This window comes from Burkholderia sp. LAS2, assembly GCF_018417615.1.
Lineage (GTDB): Bacteria > Pseudomonadota > Gammaproteobacteria > Burkholderiales > Burkholderiaceae > Burkholderia > Burkholderia sola.
The window spans coordinates 875667-894307 of sequence record NZ_CP071053.1 but is presented as its reverse complement, the minus strand read 5'-3'; the positions used below and the strand labels follow the sequence as shown (position 1 = coordinate 894307).

Genomic DNA, 18641 nt, shown 5'->3' with positions numbered 1-18641 from the left:
CCCGAAGTGTTGCAAGCGACTTTGACAGCAGAATGTCAGAATGCGGTCGGACAATTGTCGGATTGCCGCCGAATCGACGATGATGGCCGGCCACGGCCGGCCCGTGTGCGGGCGTTCAGTGCAGCCCGGCCGATGCGATCGAGCGCACTGTATCGGTGATGTTCACGCAGCGCGACAGCCCGAAATGCTCGGCTTCACGGCGTTCCGGTTCGCTGCTCGCGATCCCGACCGCGCGCTCGCGCGGCACGCCGAGCGCTTGCAGCGCGACATCGAACGGATGCTGATTCGATCGGGAGTCCTGTTGATTGGTGTCCGTGACGACGACCGAGAAGCGGTCGAGGTTCGCGCGGCCGAACTGGCCTTCGAACATGTCGTTGAGCCGCGCGGCCGGCAGCGTTGTGACGAGACCGAGTCGATAGCCTTCTTCCGATGCGCGGTCGAGCCACTGGATGATCGCGTCGCGCTGATGGCGCGACTCTCGCGAATCCGGGGTTGCTTCGATCTGCGCGAATGCTGCGTCGAGACGGGTGACGATGGCTTCGATGACCACGGTGATTCCTTTTCAGAAACGTGATGATCCGTTCGCCGACGGGAATGCCACACACCTTAGCGTCGATCCGGAAAACGCGACCAATTAATATTTTTAGCCGACTCATACGATTCGACTAATGAATGGGGCGGCAAGCCAGAGCGGGCGCGGGCTGCGTGTCGCGCGGCATGCCCCGCATGAATGGAATCGTGTCGACGGCGTTCAACGTGATGCACCAGCGTGGCGCGCATGGTGAATGCATCGAGCATAGGCATATAAAAAAACGACATATCGAGCGATGCCGGCCCGATATGCCGCGTTGCAATGCCGTGCGCGAACAGGTGCGATCAATGCAGCTTGATCGACGGCTGGTTACGGCTTTGCAGCCAGTGGCTCAGCGACTGGAACAGCGCGCGCTTCGCGCCGACCACGCTGAACAGGTGCTTGCGATACAGGAACTTGTACAGCCCGATCGCCGCGAGCCCGTCGACGATCAGCGAGCGCGAGCGCACGCCGATGTCCGCCTGGTACACGGCGCCCGCCTGCCCGAGCGACACGACGGTGCCCGCGTCGTGGAACGTGAAGCCGGCCACCGGCTTGCCGGCGATGCGGCGCGCGAACGCGTTGACCAGATACACGGCCTGCTGGTGCGCGACTTGCGCACGCGGCGGCAGGCACCCGCTTGCACCGGTCGACGGGCACGCGGCGCAGTCGCCGAACGCGTACACGTGCGGATCGTCGGGCGTCTGCAGCGTGTCGGTCACGATCACCTGATTCGACCGGTTGAGCGCGATGTCGCCGATGTTTCGCAGCATCGCGGGGCCCGCGACGCCGGCCGCCCAGATCGTGATGTCGCTCGCGAGGCGTTCGCCGGTCGCCGTCGTCACGGCGTCCGCGCCGACTTCCGCCACGCGCGTGTCGGTCAGCACGTCGACGTTCAGCGCGCGCAGTTGCGCGTGCATCTTGCCGGACAGCCGTTCGTCGAGCGCCGGCAGGATGCGCGGGCCGCCTTCGATCAGCCGGATGTGCACGTCGCGCGCGGACACCAGCGCCTTGAAGCGGTACGTCGTCAATTGCTGGATCGCGTGCCGCAGCGCTGCGGCCAGTTCGACGCCCGTCGCGCCCGCGCCGATCACGTTGATGCAGATCGGCGCCGCGCGCCGCGCGGGCTGCTGCTCGGCGACGTGATTCGCCTTCGTGCAGGCGGAAAGGAACTTGCGGCGGAAATCCTCGGCCTGGTCGAGGTTTTCGAGGGGCAGCGCATGGCGCTCGGCGCCCGGCACATTGAAGAAGTTCGTCACGCTGCCGACCGCCAGCACGAGATCGTCATAGTCCAGCGAGCGCTGCGGCAGGATTTCCGTGCCGTCCGCATCGTGCACGGCCGCGATCGTCGCCGTGCGCGCCGCGCGGTCGACCCACTGCAGCGCGCCCTGCACGAAGCGGAAGCCGTGGCGCTTCGCCTGCGCTGCGTATTCGATCGTGTGGGACGCCGGATCGCGATGGCCCGATGCGGCTTCGTGCAGCAGCGGCTTCCAGAAGTGCGTCGGATAGCGGTCGACGAGCACGATCTCGGCCTGCCCGCGGCGTCCGATCGTATCGCCGAGACGCGTCGCGAGCTGCAGGCCGCCGGCGCCGCCGCCGACGATCACGATGTGCGGCAGGCGCGGTGCGCGGTCCATTGCAAGGGTGGGCGTGGTGTTGTCCATGTTGGGCTCCCGCTGAATGACGATTCGGATGACATTGCTCAAGAACCGACGATATAGTTTCGTACCCAGTCGAACAATTTAATGTTTATAAGCGACTCATATGTATTCACTTATAGGAAAGACCGCGACGTTCCGGCAGTTGAAGGCGCTGGACATGATCGCGCGGCTCGGCAGCGTGTCGCGCGCGGCCGAGGAGCTGAACCTGACGCAGCCGGCCGTGTCGCTGCAGGTTCGCCTGCTCGAAGAGGCCGTGGGCGCCGCGTTGTTGCAGCGGGTGGGACGCGGCGTGCAGCTGACCGCCGCCGGCGAGATCGTGGCGCGCTACGCGCGCGAGATCCTGCACCTGTGGAGCGAGGCCGGCGACGAAGTGGCCGCGCTGACCGGCGATCTCGGCGGCACGCTGCGGATCGGCGCGATCACGACGGCCGAATACCTGATCCCGCCGCTGCTCGTCAAATTCACCGCGACGCGTCCGCACGTGAAGACGTATTTCAAGGTCGGCAACCGCGACGACATCATCCGTATGCTGGCGACGCATGAAATCGATCTCGCGGTGATGGGCAGCGCGCCGAAGGAGCTGCGCACGCACGCGGTCGAGTTCGCGAAGCACCCGATGGTGTTCGTCGCGGCGCCCGGCCATCCGCTGATGCAGCGCAAGCGCGTCGCGCTGAAGGATCTCGAATCCGCGCACCTGCTCGTGCGCGAACGCGGCGCGGGTACGCGCTCGACCGTCGAGAGCCTGTTCAAGAACGCGGGCTATCGCTTTCATGTCGGATCCGAACTGTCCAGCAACGAGGCAATCAAGCAGATGGCCGAAGCGGGCCTCGGCGTCGCCTTCCTGTCGTTGCACGCGTGTGCGCTCGAACTGCGCACCGGGCTGCTCGGGCAATTGCCGTTTCCCGGCAACCCGATCGAGCGCGAATGGTATGTCGTCACGCTCGCCGACCGGCGGATCTCGCAGGTGACGGGGCTGTTCCGCGACTTCCTGATCAAGCAGGGCGCGCCGGTGATCGACGGCGCGACGGTGGCGTCGCACGAGCGGCGGCGCAAATAGATGGAGTGTATCGACCGGCCGGTCAGACGAGCCCGAAGTCGTCGTTGCTGTCCGGAATCGACGCGAGCAGCCGTTCGAGCCGGTACCAGCCGACGACGCGCAGGCACCACATGGCGATGGCGGTGCGGCGGTTGCGGGAGTCGGGGCCGGATGGAGCGCGAGCGGCGGAAGGCGAGGGCGCGATGAACGTCGCGCGTAGCGGGCAGTAATGGGGCATGACGGAGCTCCGTAGGTGTCGGATGAGGCGATCGTAGGCTTCGCGGCGCCCGCCGGCGCGCACGCAAGGATCGTCCCGAGCAGAAACGGATGATCTTTCTTGATTCGGCGGCGGCCGCGCAGGGCCGGCACGCCGGCCCGAAACGCGTCACAATGCGCGTTCGGCACCTGATCTGGTGGAGACCATCAATGAGCGATCCGATTCTTGCCGCGCCGACGGACAACGGCGTCCCCGTCAGCCTGCGCTCCAGCCGCGGGCTCGGCTGGCGCGGCTTCGGCGCATCGCTGCTGGAAATTCGCGCGGGCACGTACCGGATTCCGGCGGCCGAGCATCACCGGATCGGCGTGCATATCGGCGCGCCGGTGCGCGCGGATTGCGTGTGCGACGGCGAGCGCGTGTCGCGCATCCAGGCGCACGGCGACGTCGACGTGATTCCGGCCGGCCTGCCCGGCCAGTGGACCGACAGCGCCGACTGCCGGATCCTGCACATCGCGCTCAGCGACACCTTCGTGCGGCGCACCGTCGAACAGCTCGAACTGAAGCCGTCGCACGGGCAGATCCGCCGGCGGCTGCAGGTGCGCGACCCGCGGCTGCAGCACATCGCGTGGGCGATGGCCGCGGAACTCGAAGCGGAAGACGCATCCGATCCGCTCTACGCGGAAAGCCTGTGCACGGCGCTCGTCGCGCGGCTGGTCGACGGCCAGCCTGCGTTTCGCGAACGCAGGCGCACGCTGGCGCCGAAGGCCGCGGCGCGCGTGATCGACTATGTCGAGGCGAATCTCGACCGGCGCATGACGCTGGCCGAACTCGCGGCGCTCGTGTCGATCAGCGTGCCGCATTTCAAGGTGCTGTTCCGCGAAACGCTCGGGATGCCCGTGCACCAGTACGTCGTGCGGCGCCGGGTGGAGCGCGCGAAGGCGCTGCTGCTCGAAGGCCGGCTCAGCATCAGCCAGATCGCGCTGGAAGCCGGGTTTGCGCATCAGAGCCACATGGCGAACTGGATGAACCGCGTGCTTGGCGCAACGCCGACGGAGATCGCGCGGTCGGGTGCGCGGGGCGGGTTGCGGCTTGCCTATGACGGCGAGGATGGCACGAAGCCTCCACGTCGCTAGCGCGCGCGGACGGACGCGCGGGCCGTACCCGCGCTCGCATCCCGTCATCCTTTCCTGCTCGATTCATCCCTCCGTGCGCGCCTTTCCGGTCGCGCCTGCCGACAATCACAGCACTTTCATCCCCCAGGAGCGAATCGTGTTCGTGATCTTCGGAGCATCCGGCAACGTCGGCCTGTCGACCGTGACGATCTTGCGCAACGCAGGCCATTCCGTGCGCGCGGTGCTGCGCGACGCACGCCATAGTGAACGTTTCGTGCAGCTTGGCTGCGAAGTCGCGATCGCGGACCTGACGGACGCGAATGCGATCGCCGCGGCGATCGACGGCGCGCAGGCCGTGCAGATGCTGTGCCCGGTGCCGACGGCCGACGCCGATCCGGCCGCGACGATGACACGGGCGATCGATGCAGCGACCGCCGCGCTCGCCGCGAACCCGCCGCCGGCGCTGCTCGCGTTGTCGGACTACGGCGCGGAGCTTGATGGCAATACGGGTATCACGCGTCTGTTCCATGACTTCGAGGAGCGGCTGAAGACGATCCCCACCCAACTTACGCTGCTGCGCTCGGCCGAGCATCTGCAGAACTGGGCGCGCGTGCTGCCGGTCGCGCTCGGCACCGGCGTGCTGCCGAGCTTTCACCATCCGGTCGACAAGGTATTTCCGACGGTCTGGGCGCCCGATGTGGGCGTCGTCGCGGCACGGCTGCTGCTCGATGCACCGGAAGGCGGGCGCGGGCCGCGCATCGTCAGCGTCGAAGGGCCGCGGCGGGTGAGCGTGACGGCGATCGCGGATACGTTGGGCGCGGCGGCGGGCCGCTCGATCGTCGCGCACGAGTTGCCGCGCGACACGTGGAACGCGACGCTGCTGCGCGCAGGGCTCAGCGAGCGTCATGCACAGCTGATCGTCGATCTGTACGACGTGCACAACGCCGGGCGGATCGATGTCGAGGCCGACGTGTCGGAGCGGGTGTACGGGACGACGACGCTGGAGGAAGCGCTTGCGCAACTGGTGCGCAAGCATGCGCGTTGAGTGAAGGGGGCGCGGCGCGCATCACGCGGGCCTGCGCATCTTGTTCAACACCCCATACGCCACCGACCCGATCACGATCCCCCAGAACGCCGACCCGAGCCCGAGCCACGTCATCCCCGACGCGGTCGCGAGGAACGTGATCACCGACGCTTCGCGGTGGTTCTCATCCTCGAAGATTCCATGCACGTTCGCGCCGATTGCACCGATCAGTGCGAGCCCCGCGAGAATCGCGACGAACGCCTTCGGCAGCGCGAAGAACAGCGTGACGATCGTCCCCGCGAAGAGCCCGCCGATCAGGTAGAACGCGCCGTTCGCGAGCCCGGCGACGTACCGCCGCGCGGGATCCTCGTGCGCGTCCTTGCCGGTGCAGAGCGCCGCGGTAATCGCCGCGACGACGATCGTGATTCCGCCGAAGCACGCGACCACCAGCGACATCACGCTGGTCGCCGTGATGATCGGGCGCGCCGGCGTGTGATAGCCGGACACGCGCAAAATCGTCATCCCCGGCAGGAACTGTCCGGTGAGGCTGACGACGACGAGCGGCAGCGCGAGGCTGAGCGTCGTGCCGAGCGTCCATTCGGGCGTGATGAAGATCGGCCGCGCGAGGCTCGGCGACACGTTGCCGAGATCCGTCATCCCGAGCAGTGTCGCGAGCGCGGCGCCCGTCAGCAGCACGAGCACGATGCTGTAGCGCGGCAGCAGCTGCTTGAAGATCACGTACGCCGCGATCATCCCGAAACCGAGCACCGGCTGCGCGGTCGCGGCGGAGAACGCATGCATGCCGAACGGCAGCAGGATGCCGGCCATCATCCCGCACGCGATGCCGCGCGGGATGTGGCGCACGAGCCGGTCAAAATAACCGGAGACACCGATCGCCAGGATGATCAGCGCGGCCGTGATGTAAGCGCCGACGGCCTGGTTGAGCGTCAGTTGCGGAAACAGGCCGACGAGCAGCGCAGTGCCCGGCGCCGACCACGCGGTGACGACGGGCACCTTCAGCTTCCAGCTCGCGAACAGCCCTGACACGCCCGCGCCGATCGAGATCGCCCAGACCCACGACGACATCATTTCATTGGACGCATGCGCGGCCTGCGAGGCCTGGAAGAAGATCGCGAGCGGGCCCGCGTAGGAAATCAGGACCGCGAGGAAGCCTGCGGTGATCGCGGAAACGGACCAGTCGTTGCCGAGCGCGCGGATCGCGCCGGGTGGGGTGTTGGGTTGCATCGTCGTCGGGGAAGGCGGCGCGCGGCCGTGCGGCGGAGCCGGGACGAATGATGGTCGGAAGCCCCGGATGAGCCGCCATTCTGCGCATTGCCGACGCAATTGGCAATTCGCGGACGACGATCGGCGGTGTCGGCTTTTCGTAAGGATGGGTGCCGAAACGCGGAAACTTCTGACGTCAGGTACTGATCTGCAACACCCTGTCGACCACCGCCACCTTGATCCCGCTGCCCGTCGACAGCGATGCCGTGCCCTCGTCGAACGGATGCACGGGCGAATCGGTCGGCGTCCATGCATGGCGCGCGAGCAGCGCGCGATACCCGCCGCGGATCACGAAGCCGCCGCATTTCCGCGCATACGCGTCGCGCCGCATCCGGTATGCGCGCGGCAGGTCGTACCACGGCAGCTTCGGCAGGTCGTGATGGACGAGGTGATAGTTGTTGTTCAGGTACAGCAGCCGCATCGCGAAGCCGGCTTCGTTGATCGTGATGCGCGCCTTCGGATGCGGGGCGGCGCGATGCTCATACAGCGAGCGGATCATCGCAAGCGACAGCGCGGGCCACGTGACGGCCAGCAGGTAGTACCACCACGGCACGCCGATCGCCCATTGCAGCCACGCGAGCAGCGCGGCCACGCACGCGGCATGGGTCACCCACATCGGCAGATAGCGGAAGTCGCCGCGCCGGAACGCGGCGAACGCATCGCGGAACGTCGCGGCGATGGCGAGCGGCGGCCCGACGGCGATGCGTCCGACGAAAGTCTTGCGCGCCACCGTCAGCGCCCGGCGCCAGCGCGGCAGCCGCGCCCAGCGTTCACGTGTCACATAGTTCGTTTCGGGATCGATGCCCGGCACGGTCAGGTCTTCGTCGCGGTGATGCTCGAGGTGCGTGTCGCGATACAGCGTGTACGGATACCAGATCGTCAGCGGCGGATAGCCGAGCAGCTTGTTCACGAAGGCGGAACGCGTCGGATGGCCGTGCAGCAGTTCATGCTGCAGCGACAGGTGCCACGCGCCGAGCAGGATCAGCGGCGGCGTCGCGGCGGCGAGCGACAGGTGTCCTTCGCGCACGAGCAGCAGCACGGCGAGCCAGCCGCCGTAGATGACCACGACCAGCAGCCAGGTCAGCCACTCGGTGCGGGCGGTGAAGCGGGCGTCGAGCGCGGCGATCGCGCGCGCGTGGTCGACGTCGAAGTATTCGGCCATGGCGTTGAGGCAGGATGGATCGGGCAGTGCGGGGAACGAGCGATGGAACCGGGGCGCTCGGCCCGGGTGCGCTGGTGTCTCGCGGATCACGGTCGGCCCGCCCGGCATCGCGCACGACGGCGCGCCGGCAGGCATTCGAACGGTACCGAGGCGGCGCGGCTACGCCAACCAATCGATTCGCATTTGCTTATCGCGTTGCGGCCGATAAGCATCCGGGCCGCCGCCGACGCGTAAAATCCCCGCATGAAACCCTGGATCGCAGTCCTGCCGATGTACAACGTGACGCCGCGCCACGCCGTGCTGTGGCGCGCGCTGCTGCGCGATGCGCTCGATGCGTTCGCGAACGCGGGCGGGCCTGCCGACGTCATGCTGCCCGACGCGCCGTTCGACGACCTGCAGGCGCTGTGGCGGCGCGACGATCTGCTGCTGTCGCAGACCTGCGGCTACCCGTACCGGATGCTCGGCTTGCGCGACGTCGTGCGATTGGTTGCGACCCCCGTTTTCGACGCGGAGGGTTGCGACGGTGCGCGCTACAGCAGCGTGCTGGTCGTGTCGGCGCGCGTGCATGCGGGCGGCGCGACGACGCTCGCTGCCTGCCGCGGGTTGCGGGCCGCCTTCAACGGCGAGGATTCGCACAGCGGGATGAACGCCTTCCGGCACGCGGTCGCGCCGCATGCGCACGACGGACGGTTCTTCGGCTCGGTCACGCCGTTCGGGTCGCACCTGAACGTGCTGCGTGCGCTGGCGTCGGGAGAAGCCGATTGCGCGGCGATCGATTGCGTGACGTTCGCGTATGTGCGCGACGCGTTGCCCGATCTGCTGAAGGACATCCGGATCATCGGCGCGACGGCATCCGCGCCGGGCTTGCCGTTCGTCGCATCGCGGGCGTTGCCCGACGCGAAGGTCGCCGCGTTGCAAGATGCGCTCGATCGCGCGGTCGCCGTCGATGCGGAGCGGGCCCGCGTGCTGAGGCTGAAGGGGTTCGACCGGCTGTCGCCGGCCGACTACGACACGATTGCGCGATTCGAGCGGGAAGCCGCCGCGTATGGCTATCCCGAACTCGCGTGACGCGGGAGCGGCGCACGGCGGTGCTGGCTGCGACCGCCCGCGCCGCAGCCCGCTTACTCCTCGTCCATCAAGCGGACCTTGACCCGCTTGCCCTTGATCTTCCCCGCATTGAGCTTGCGCAGCGCGTCGCGCGCGACGCCGCGCTCGATCGCGACATAGGTCGAGAACTCGGTCACGTTGATCTTGCCGATCTGTTTGCCGTCGAACCCGGCGTCGCCGGTCAGCGCGCCGAGCACGTCGCCCGGGCGGATCTTGTCCTTGCGCCCGCCGAGGATCTGCAGCGTTTCCATCGGCGGCAGCAGCACGCTGTCGTCCGCCGGCTTCAGCTCGGCGAGCGGATGCCATTCGACTTCGCGCTTCTGCGCCTGCTCGATCGCGCCGACGCGCCCCATCTCGTCCATGCTCGCGAGGCTCAGCGCCCAGCCGTCCTGATCCGCGCGGCCCGTGCGGCCGATGCGGTGCACGTGCACTTCCGGGTCGGGCGTCACGTCGACGTTGATCACCGCCTCGAGCTGCGCGATGTCGAGCCCGCGCGCGGCGACGTCGGTCGCCACCAGCACCGAGCAACTGCGGTTCGCGAACTGGATCAGCACCTGGTCGCGCTCGCGCTGGTCGAGCTCGCCGTGCAGCGCGAGCGCGTGGAAGCCCTGCGCGTGCAGCACGTCGAGCAGGTCGCGGCACTGCTGCTTGGTGTTGCAGAACGCGATCGTGCTCACCGGCCGGTAGTGGTTCAGCAACTGGCCGACCGCATGCAGCCGCTCGTCCTCGGTCACTTCATAAAAGCGCTGGCGGATCTTGCTGTCGTCGTGGCGTTCCGCGAGCTTGATTTCCTTCGGATTGCGCAGGAACTGCTGGCTCAGCTTCGCGATGCCGTCCGGATAGGTCGCGGAGAACAGCAGCGTCTGGCGCGTCGTCGGGCACATCCGCGCGACCTTCGCGATGTCGTCGAAGAAGCCCATGTCGAGCATCCGGTCGGCTTCGTCGAGCACCAGCGTGTTCAGCGCGTCGAGCTTCAGGTTGCCGCGATCGAGGTGATCCATGATGCGGCCCGGCGTGCCGACGACGATATGCGCGCCGTGCTCGAGGCTTTGCGCCTGCGGGCGCATCGGCGTGCCGCCGCACAGCGTCAGCACCTTCACGTTCTCCTCGGCGCGTGCGAGGCGGCGCACTTCCTGCGCGACCTGGTCGGCGAGCTCGCGCGTCGGGCACAGGATCATCGCCTGCACGTCGAAGCTGCGCACGTCGAGGCGCGCGAGCAGCGCGAGCGAGAACGCCGCGGTCTTGCCGCTGCCCGTCTTCGCCTGCGCGATCAGGTCCTGGCCGGCCAGCGCGATCGGCAGGCTCGCGGCCTGGATCGGCGTCATGTCGACATAGCCGAGCTGCGCGAGGTTCGCGAGCGTGGCGGGCGTCAGCGGCAGCGCGCTGAACGGCGTGGCGGTCGGTTGGGTCAAGACAGGTCTCCGAGGTAGGGGCGGCCTTCCATCTGCTCGTAGACGACGTTGCCTTCGTCGTCCTCGAAACGTTCGAGATAGTTGCGGGCGCCGCATAGCGGGCAGCGGAACAGCAGCCCCTGGCCTTCGTCCTTGATGACGACGTCGGACTGTTCCCACTGCGTGCCGCAGCTCTGGTTTCGGCAGGTAAACACGGTCTTTCTCCAGCTGAATTCGGTTGATGGCGCGCCCGGGCGGGCGCGGCCACGGCGGGCGGCGCTCGCGCGGCTCGGGCGCGGGCCGCACCGGCGGTGGCTCGGGTTGTGTCGATGCGGGTGATGGATCGGGCGGCGACGCGGTCGCGCGTGCCGCAATTCTAGCGGAAGCCGGTGCCTCCGCCCGGCGCGCACCAGGAAAAACGGCCGCCCCGGAGGGCGGCCGTGTCGGGCGGCATAACGGTGCCGCGGGTGCCGCGCGCGGTGTTGCGCGGCGTCGGGCGCGTTACAGCGCCATGTCGGCCGACGCCTTCGCCGGACGGGCCGGTGCGGCGCCGGTGGCCTGCGACGGCACGCCGAGGTCGATCTTCGGCGGCGGCGACAGTTGCAGCACGTCGGCGGTGTACGTCCATTCCTCGACGACCTTCGCCGGGCTGTCGTTCAGCTTGGTGCCGTAGCTCGGCACGATCTGGCGAATCTTCTGCTGCCACTCGGGCGTCGCGACCTTGTCCTTGAACACCTTCTTCATCAGGTTCAGCATGATCGGCGCGGCCGTCGACGCACCCGGCGACGCGCCGAGCAGGCCCGCGATGCTGCCGTCCTGCGATGCGACGATCTCGGTGCCGAGCTTCAGCACGCCACCCTTGACCGGGTCGCGCTTGATGATCTGCACGCGCTGGCCGGCCTGCCACAGGCGCCAGTCTTCCTTCTTCGCGTTCGGGAAGTATTCCTTCAGCGCGTTGAAGCGGTCGTCGTCGGTCAGCATCAACTGGCCGGCGAGGTACTGCACCAGCGGGAATTCGTCGACGCCCACGCGCATCATCGGCGCGACGTTGTGCAGGTTGGTGCTCTTCGCGAGGTCGAAATACGAGCCGTTCTTCAGGAACTTGGTCGAGAACGTCGCGAACGGCCCGAACAGGATGATCTTCTTGCCGTCGATAATTCGCGTGTCGAGGTGCGGCACCGACATCGGCGGCGAGCCGACCGACGCCTTGCCGTAGGCCTTCGCGAGGTGCTGCTTCACGACTTCGGGGTTGTCGGTCACGAGGAACGAGCCGCCGACCGGGAACGCGCCGTAGTCCTTCGCTTCGGGGATGCCCGACGCCTGCAGCAGATGCAGCGCACCGCCGCCCGCGCCGATGAACACGAACTTCGCGTCGACCGACTGCGCAGGTTCGTCGGAATGCAGCTTGACCCACGACACGTGCCACGTGCCGTCGGCGTTGCGCGAGATCTCGCGCACTTCGCTCGACAGCGACAGCGTGAAGTTCGGCTGCGTCTTCAGGTAGCCGACGAACTGGCGCGTGATCTCGCCGAAGTTCACGTCGGTGCCGATCGGCGTCCACGTCGCGGCCACCTTCTGGCTGCGGTCGCGACCTTCCATCATCAGCGGCACCCATTGCTTGATCTGGTCGTAGTCTTCCGAATACTGCATCCCGCGGAACAGCGGGCTCGCCTGCAGTGCTTCGTAGCGCTTCTTCAGGAAGCGGACGTTGTCGTCGCCCCACACGAAGCTCATGTGCGGCGTCGAGTTGATGAACGAGTGCGGGTTCTTCAGCACGCCTTGCTTCACCTGCCAGGCCCAGAACTGACGCGAGATCTGGAACGATTCGTTGATCTCGATCGCCTTCGAGATGTCGACCTTGCCGTCCGCCTTCTCCGGCGTGTAGTTCAGCTCGGCGAGCGCCGAATGGCCGGTGCCGGCGTTGTTCCAGCCGTTCGAGCTTTCCAGAGCGACGCCGTCGAGGCGCTCGACCATCGTCATCGACCAGTCGGGCTGGAGTTCGTGCAGCCAGACGCCGAGCGTCGAGCTCATGATGCCGCCGCCCACCAGCAGGACATCGACCTTCTTCGTATCGGCGGCGTGCGCGGACGTTGTCGCGATGCACAGCGCGAGCGCCGACAGTATTACCCGTAACGTTTTGATCACAGCAGATCCCTTTTTCAACTTGGATGCATCGGTTTGCCATGCCGCCCGGCGTGCGGTTCCGTTGCGCCGAAACACGGGTCCGGAGATCCGGATCGCGAATCCGGAATTCCGGACCGGCGCTGCGCGCCGTTGCATTTGCGCACGCGAAGCCATTCGGAAGGACACCTTCGGATCGGCTTCCCGAGAGCAGGCAAGCGCCTGCGTCGCGACGGTGTGCCACGCGCCGGGGCTCTGGCGGCAAGCCTGAGCGGACGGCGCTTCAGGCTGCGTTGACCGATGCCGCGCGCGACGCGTTTTGCGGGGGCGGGGTGGCAAGGGGCGCGTAATATAACCGAACTCGGACAATGTGTCGCAGACGACGAATATCCCTGTTTTCGTGGGGTTTTTTGTGCGTCCGGGTTTCCGGAATGACGGTGCGCGACGCGGGAAAATCGATGCGGATCAGCAGGGCGGAATGGGTGTGATGGACATGCTGCTACACCGGGACGAATACGCAGGCCATCGCGGCGGCAAACGACGCGGCGGGAGAGTAACGTTTCATCGGGTCCTTACGAAACGCGCACGCGCGCATCGTCCGCACGGCGCTCCGCATCGTGCACGATATGCAATTCCCGCGTGCGGATCGGCAGCGCGCAGTCCGCATCGGCGAGCGTCTTGCGGACCTGGCGCGCGAGGCGCCAGCGCAGCGCCCAGAACGTGTCGGTATGCGTCCACACGCGCATGTTCGCGACGGCGGTGCTGTCGTCGAAGCGCATCACCATCACGTCCGGCGCGGGGTCCTCCAGCACGTCGGGATCGGCCGCGGCCAGCGCACGCAGCGCTTCGAGCGCGCGCTCGATATCGTCATGCACGGACACTTCCACTTCGAGATCGAGGCGGCGCGTCGGGTTGCGCGTGTAGTTGCGGATCGCGCTGCCCCACAGCGCGCTGTTCGGCACGTATTCGCAGATGCCGTCCGGCTTCGTGAGGCGCGTCATGAAGAGCCCGACCTCGTCGACGGTGCCCGCGACGCCCGAGCCGCCGTCGATGTAGTCGCCGACCTTGAACGGCCGCAGCAGCAGAAGCATGATGCCGGCGGCGATGTTCTGCATCGTGCCTTGCAGCGCGAGCCCGATGGCGAGGCCGGCCGCGCCGAGCACCGCGACGATGCTCGCGGTTTCGATGCCGAGTTGCGACAGCGCGCCGACGATCGCGACGATGCGGATGCCCCACACCGCGACGTCGCAGAGGATCGGCCGCAGCGTGTCGTCGACGCGCTCCTTGTTCGAGAGCAGCCGGTTCAGCCAGTTGCCGACGCGCTTCGACAGCCACCAGCCTGCTACGAGCAGCGCCAGGCCGGCGGACAGCTTGATGGAGAGGGTGGACAACGCGTTCCACAGGAACGTCCAGCGTTCCGGATGAAGATGATCGAGAAACATGACGGGATTCCGGTTTTGAAGACAGGTTGCGCGGCGTATGACACGCCGGCAGCGTTCGACTGTACACGGAGCACGGTGGTTCGCGCGAATCCCTGCCGGACCGCGTGCGCCGATTTCATACTCGTACTAAGAGAAGATTCGAAAAAATAGGATTGGTCCTATTTGGCTCATTGGGACGCGCCGATACACTCGCTTTCACGCTGCCGGATCGCGACGATCGACTGTTTGCGATGCTGGCTGTTCCCGGCCCTTTCCCCGGCCGTTTTCCGGTTTTTCATCGATAGATAGCGAGTGATGACGTCATGCGGTTAGACCTGCGTTTCCGTCTCGCACGCGACCAAGGTCAATCCGCCCGACGCGGTGTCCGCTGTTCCCCGCTTCACCGCGTGCTGCTGCGTGGGGCCATTGCGGCGGCTTGCGTGGCCGGCGTACAGGGCGCGACAGCGCAGGCGGTTCGCGACGCCGAGCCGTTCGCGCTTCCGGCGGCTGACGCCACGGACCTTGGCGACGTGCCTTTTTTCAATGCCGCCCGCACGACGTGGGGTGGCCTGCGTGCGGCGTCCGCGGCACCGCTCGACGTCGCCTACACGTCGCATGCGATGAACGTGTCGACCGGCGGCGCGCACGACGATCCGGTGGCGCGCTTCGGCGCCTGCGTCGCGTATCGCGTGTTGTGCGACACCGCGCGCGATGCGGTCGAACGTGGCTATGCGTCGCGGTTCCATTACGGTCTGGCCTCGGCGCTGCCCGCGACGGGCGCGCAGCCGGCGTTCGCGCGAGGCGCGGTCGATCTGGCATCCGCCGAGCCGTTCACGCTCGCGCAGCCGGATCGCGGCACGCGCGCCGGCGCGATCGTCGGCAGCCTGCGCGCGTCGCTGGCGCGCGCCGATCTGCCGACCGGCGTCGCCGAGCAGATCGTCCGCATGCTGGCCGGGCGCGTCGATCCGAAGCAGCGCGGCGCGGATGGCGATACGTTCCGCGTGGCATTCGAGCCCGACCACGACGCAGTGCGGCCGGGCCGCGCACGCGTGACGGCGCTCGACGTCCGCTTTCGTGGGCAGCGCGTCGCGGCCGTGTGGTTCGCGCCGCAGGCCGGCTCGCCGGGCGCCTATTACGAACTCGACGGCATGCCGCTTGCCGGCACGCGCTTCGCGATGCCGGTCGCCGCGACGCGCATCAGCTCGCAATTCGGCACGCGCGTGCATCCGGTGAGCGGGGCGCGTCACGTGCATTCGGGCGTCGATCTCGCGGCGCCCGCAGGCCGCGCCGTGCATGCGTCGGAGCGCGGCGTCGTGACGTTCATCGGCACCGAGCCGAACGGCTACGGCAAGTACGTGGTGATTGGGCATGACGGCGGCTATGCGTCGTACTACGCGCACCTGTCGGCGTTCGAGCCGACGCTGCGCACCGGCGTGCGCGTCGTGCGCGGTCAACGCGTCGGCGCGGTCGGCAGCACGGGCACGGCGACCGGCCCGCATCTGCACTTCGAGGTTCGCCGGCATGCCCGCCTCGTCGATCCAATCGAACTCGTGCATGCAGCCAAGGCGGCGAAACTGAAGGGCGCGCAGCGCGTGGCGTTCAACCGCGTGGCGCGTGACGCGCGCACTCAATTGGCGTCGGCCGCGTTCGCGCAGCCCGTGGCGATGTCGACGGCTGTCGCGCCGCAGGCGGGGTGATCGGTGCGGGGCTGCGCTTGCAGAGGGCCGAGGCACACCGGCCAATCGCCACGCCGGGCGGCGTGGCGACGACCGTCAGGCTCCTGCGGTTCAACCCAGCGGCCAGTTCAGGATCGCGATGCCGTCGTTGTAGTCGCCGTCGCCGCCATCTTCCGAGCCGACCAGCCCGAAGTAGGTCTTCTTGAAGATATCGACCTGACGCGAGCCGATCTTCGACGGCTTGCCGTTCGCCGTCACGACCACGCGAACCTTCCCCTTGCCCGAGTTCACGATCTGCGTGTTCAGGTTCGCGTCCTGCGTGCCGGCGCCCTGGAACGTCGCGGCCGGTTTCGGGTTGTCGTCGACGAAGACCTCGATCGTCTGCTGCGCGGACGAATTGACCAGCGCGGTCACGCCGAATGCGATGTTCGGCGGCAGGTTGAAGACGCCGTCGCGTTCGCCGCCGCTGGTCGGCACGGGCTCCGGCTGCACGGGTTGCGGCGTCGCTTTCGAGAAGTAATTGACCACCGCGCCGACGCCGAACTTCGCCGCGGCGCCGGGCAACACGCCCGGCGCGCCGGCCCACGTCACCGTGCACGCGACGACCTGCCCGGCCGCATCGGTTTTCACCTTGTTCTGCCAGCTGCCGACGTCGAAGCTGTACGGGATCGTCGCGATATCGACGAATACGTCGTACTGCGGCAGTTTCTCGACGAGCTGCGTGGTCATGAACTGACGCATCCGGTCGAGCACGGCCTGATCGCCGCTGGCCTGCACGGCGGTGGCGTCGTTGCCCGCGAGTTGCAGCAGTGCGTACAGATCGTCGTGGGTAAAGGGTTGTGACATGTCGTCCTCGTGTTGATGGAAAGTCTCGCGCCGCGCGGCCGGTGAACGGATTGCACCGGGCCGCGCGCGGCGCCGAGCGTGGAACGTGGGACTGCAAATGACTGCTCGAACGATTCGCAATGCAGGGCGGGCCGGTCGCCGTTGCGATGTTTCGCGACCGCCGCCGCTCAGCCGCTCAGCCGAGCGGCCAGTTCAGGAACACGATGCCGTCGTTGTAGTCGTCGTCGGCACCGTCTTCCGAGCCGACGATCCCGAAGTACGACTTCTTGAAAATGTCGACCTGCCGCGAGCCCAGGCGCGACGGCTTGCCGTTCGCCATCACGATCACGCGCACGCGGCCCTTGCCGGAGTCGAGCACCTTCGTGCCGAGGTTCTGGTCCTGCACGCCGGCGCCCTTGAACGTCGCCGCGGGTTTCGGGTCGTCGTCGATGTAGATGTCGATCGTCTGGTCGTTCGCCGCGTTGGTGAGCGCGGTGACGCCGAACTTGATGTTCGGCGGGAGGTTGAACGTGCCGTCACGTTCGCCGCCGCCGCCGATGTTGCCCGATCCGCCGCCACCGGTTTCGCCGCCCTGATTGCCGCCGCCTTGCGACGACGACTGCGCGGCCGTTTCCCCGATCGCGGACAGGCTCGCGTACGAATCGATATGCATCGCGCTGCCGCGCACGCTTTTCCACTGGCCCTTCACGAACGTGACGCCGCTGCCGACGTCGATCGTCGCGACGAGCGTGAACGGCATGCGCCCGGTGCTTTCGGGCACCTTCGACGAATAGGTGAAGCAGCCGTCCGCGACGACGCCCTTGTCGGTCGCGATCGCGAAATAGATGCCGGGGAAGTTGTTGCCGGTCGCGTAAGGCGTCGGCACGTTGAGGGTGACCTGCAGTTTCCCGTCGCGAATCCCGGCCTTCGCAATGTCGATATACAGGCCCGGGATGTCGACGTAACTTTCCGACGTCGCGACGGGCGCGCTGACGATCGAAGCGGAAAGAAGCGGCATGGATGTCTCCGGTGATGAGGCGGTTTGTTCTGGATGGGGCGCGAGGGTCCGCGGAACCCGGCGCAAACCCGCCGGCCGCCATGGAAGCGGCCGGCAGCGGGCGACCGTCGATCGCGCGTCAGGTCAGCCGATCGGCCACTGGAGCACGACGATTCCGTCGTTGTAGTCGCTGTCGTGGCCGTCTTCCGACACGACGATCCCGAAGTTGACCGTGAACGGCGAGCCGTCCGATTTCTTGCCGTTGATCGGCGCGAGGCGCGCGTCGGTCGCCGACTTCTTGCCGTTCACCGACACTTCGAAACGGATCTTGCCGTTGCCGGAATTCAGCGTGGCTTCACGCGGGCCGTCGCGCGTCGTCAGCTTGTGATACGCGGCGGGTTCCTGGCTGTCGCCGATAAACAGCTTGATGTGCTGTTGCTCGGCTGCATTCGCGAAGAAAATCGCGCGGAAATCGGTATTCGGCGGAATCGAAAACTCGCCGGCGCGATTGGATGACGTTTGAGAGTCGGCCATGCTTGCCTCCTGATAGGTATTGGATAAGGCGCGAGCCTTGTCGCGCAAACGTTTGCCGTTTGAAACGCGACGTACAAAGCATGGCGAAAAATAAATAAAAAAATATTCGGGCGAGAATGGTTATTGTTCATTAAATCGAAAGGCGGCGCTAATCGATTTACTGAAATGTGATTAATGAAGGGGATTTCGATATATTCGATGAACTATATCGATGCGTGTATCGATTTCCTGAATGATGCGCGAGCGCGCAACGCGAAGCGAGAGAGGGGGGCGCAATCGGACTTCGGAGCAGACGCTCGGCGTTCGCATATGGCAGCGTTTCGTTTCAACATCGACATCTCGGTCGTGGCCGCGCCCACCGGCCACCGTCGAACGCCCGCGCCGAAGCCCGATCGCAAGGGAGGGGTGTGCGGCGACCGGCGAAGAGGATGGACCGACTCACTCCGAACATGAATAGGGCCTCACCGGCGCCGCACCCGTGAAGCATATCGACGACGGACGC

The 18641-nt window shown here is 67.1% G+C and carries 17 protein-coding genes; 6 read left to right on the top strand and 11 right to left on the bottom strand.

The window, feature by feature from the left end; translation table 11 throughout:
* Positions 1-115: 115 nt before the first annotated feature.
* Together JYG37_RS24415 and JYG37_RS24410 are read right to left on the bottom strand one after the other, a co-directional pair.
* Positions 116-550: an HAD family hydrolase gene (locus JYG37_RS24415; RefSeq protein WP_050017113.1), complete on the bottom strand. Its 435-nt coding sequence runs from the start codon at positions 548-550 to the stop codon at positions 116-118.
* A gap of 326 nt (positions 551-876) precedes the next feature.
* Positions 877-2235: an NAD(P)/FAD-dependent oxidoreductase gene (locus JYG37_RS24410; RefSeq protein WP_213346609.1), complete on the bottom strand. Its 1359-nt coding sequence runs from the start codon at positions 2233-2235 to the stop codon at positions 877-879.
* A gap of 100 nt (positions 2236-2335) precedes the next feature.
* Between JYG37_RS24410 and JYG37_RS24405 the strand changes: the two genes are divergently transcribed.
* From JYG37_RS24405 to JYG37_RS24390, 3 genes are all read left to right on the top strand, one after another.
* The gene (locus JYG37_RS24405; protein WP_034203040.1) at positions 2336-3289 is read left to right on the top strand and encodes a LysR family transcriptional regulator; all 954 of its coding nucleotides are present in this window, start codon (positions 2336-2338) and stop codon (positions 3287-3289) included.
* A 405-nt stretch (positions 3290-3694) separates the two neighbouring features.
* Positions 3695-4618, top strand: a complete 924-nt coding sequence (locus JYG37_RS24395; RefSeq protein WP_213346608.1) for an AraC family transcriptional regulator — start codon at positions 3695-3697, stop codon at positions 4616-4618.
* A 136-nt stretch (positions 4619-4754) separates the two neighbouring features.
* Positions 4755-5642, top strand: a complete 888-nt coding sequence (locus JYG37_RS24390) for an NmrA family NAD(P)-binding protein (RefSeq protein ID WP_213346607.1) — start codon at positions 4755-4757, stop codon at positions 5640-5642.
* A 21-nt stretch (positions 5643-5663) separates the two neighbouring features.
* On the opposite strand, the gene JYG37_RS24385 is transcribed toward JYG37_RS24390, so the two are convergent.
* Together JYG37_RS24385 and JYG37_RS24380 are read right to left on the bottom strand one after the other, a co-directional pair.
* Complete coding sequence (locus JYG37_RS24385; RefSeq protein WP_213346606.1) at positions 5664-6866, bottom strand: benzoate/H(+) symporter BenE family transporter; 1203 nt, start codon at positions 6864-6866, stop codon at positions 5664-5666.
* Positions 6867-7041: 175 nt separating this feature from the next.
* Positions 7042-8067 (bottom strand): fatty acid desaturase, encoded by a 1026-nt coding sequence (locus JYG37_RS24380; RefSeq protein WP_213346605.1) that lies wholly within the window; start codon positions 8065-8067, stop codon positions 7042-7044.
* A 243-nt stretch (positions 8068-8310) separates the two neighbouring features.
* On the opposite strand from JYG37_RS24380, the gene JYG37_RS24375 reads away from it, so the two are divergent.
* On the top strand, positions 8311-9135 hold the full coding sequence (locus JYG37_RS24375) for a phosphate/phosphite/phosphonate ABC transporter substrate-binding protein (RefSeq protein WP_213346604.1): 825 nt from the start codon (positions 8311-8313) through the stop codon (positions 9133-9135).
* A 53-nt stretch (positions 9136-9188) separates the two neighbouring features.
* Here the strand turns inward: JYG37_RS24375 and dbpA are convergent, their stop codons facing one another.
* The 4 genes from dbpA to JYG37_RS24355 all read right to left on the bottom strand — a co-directional run bounded on the left by dbpA (position 9189) and on the right by JYG37_RS24355 (position 14128).
* A complete protein-coding gene (gene dbpA / locus JYG37_RS24370) occupies positions 9189-10586 on the bottom strand; it encodes an ATP-dependent RNA helicase DbpA (RefSeq protein ID WP_124556785.1) in 1398 nt (465 codons plus the stop codon).
* Positions 10583-10780 carry a hypothetical protein gene (locus JYG37_RS24365; protein WP_006483193.1) on the bottom strand — a complete coding sequence of 66 codons (198 nt, stop codon included), beginning with the start codon at positions 10778-10780 and terminating at the stop codon, positions 10583-10585. The genes dbpA and JYG37_RS24365 overlap by 4 nt, the downstream gene beginning before the upstream one ends.
* A gap of 286 nt (positions 10781-11066) precedes the next feature.
* Positions 11067-12710 (bottom strand): malate dehydrogenase (quinone), encoded by a 1644-nt coding sequence (mqo, locus tag JYG37_RS24360; RefSeq protein ID WP_502775991.1) that lies wholly within the window; start codon positions 12708-12710, stop codon positions 11067-11069.
* Positions 12711-13258: 548 nt separating this feature from the next.
* Positions 13259-14128: a mechanosensitive ion channel family protein gene (locus JYG37_RS24355; protein WP_050017101.1), complete on the bottom strand. Its 870-nt coding sequence runs from the start codon at positions 14126-14128 to the stop codon at positions 13259-13261.
* 302 nt (positions 14129-14430) lie between these two features.
* Here JYG37_RS24355 and JYG37_RS24350 point away from each other — a divergent pair, with 302 nt between their 5' ends.
* On the top strand, positions 14431-15804 hold the full coding sequence (locus tag JYG37_RS24350) for a M23 family metallopeptidase (RefSeq protein WP_213346603.1): 1374 nt from the start codon (positions 14431-14433) through the stop codon (positions 15802-15804).
* 90 nt (positions 15805-15894) lie between these two features.
* Here JYG37_RS24350 and JYG37_RS24345 read toward each other — a convergent pair whose 3' ends face one another.
* From JYG37_RS24345 to JYG37_RS24335, 3 genes are all read right to left on the bottom strand, one after another.
* Positions 15895-16629 (bottom strand): fucose-binding lectin II, encoded by a 735-nt coding sequence (locus tag JYG37_RS24345; RefSeq protein WP_124594895.1) that lies wholly within the window; start codon positions 16627-16629, stop codon positions 15895-15897.
* 175 nt (positions 16630-16804) lie between these two features.
* Complete coding sequence (locus JYG37_RS24340; RefSeq protein ID WP_089489980.1) at positions 16805-17626, bottom strand: fucose-binding lectin II; 822 nt, start codon at positions 17624-17626, stop codon at positions 16805-16807.
* Positions 17627-17749: 123 nt separating this feature from the next.
* Entirely contained in the window at positions 17750-18139 is a 390-nt protein-coding gene (locus tag JYG37_RS24335; RefSeq protein WP_050017095.1) for a fucose-binding lectin II, read from the bottom strand.
* 198 nt (positions 18140-18337) lie between these two features.
* On the opposite strand from JYG37_RS24335, the gene JYG37_RS24330 reads away from it, so the two are divergent.
* Positions 18338-18592, top strand: coding sequence for a hypothetical protein (locus tag JYG37_RS24330; protein ID WP_124631451.1), 255 nt, complete (start codon positions 18338-18340; stop codon positions 18590-18592).
* Positions 18593-18641 lie beyond the last annotated feature (49 nt).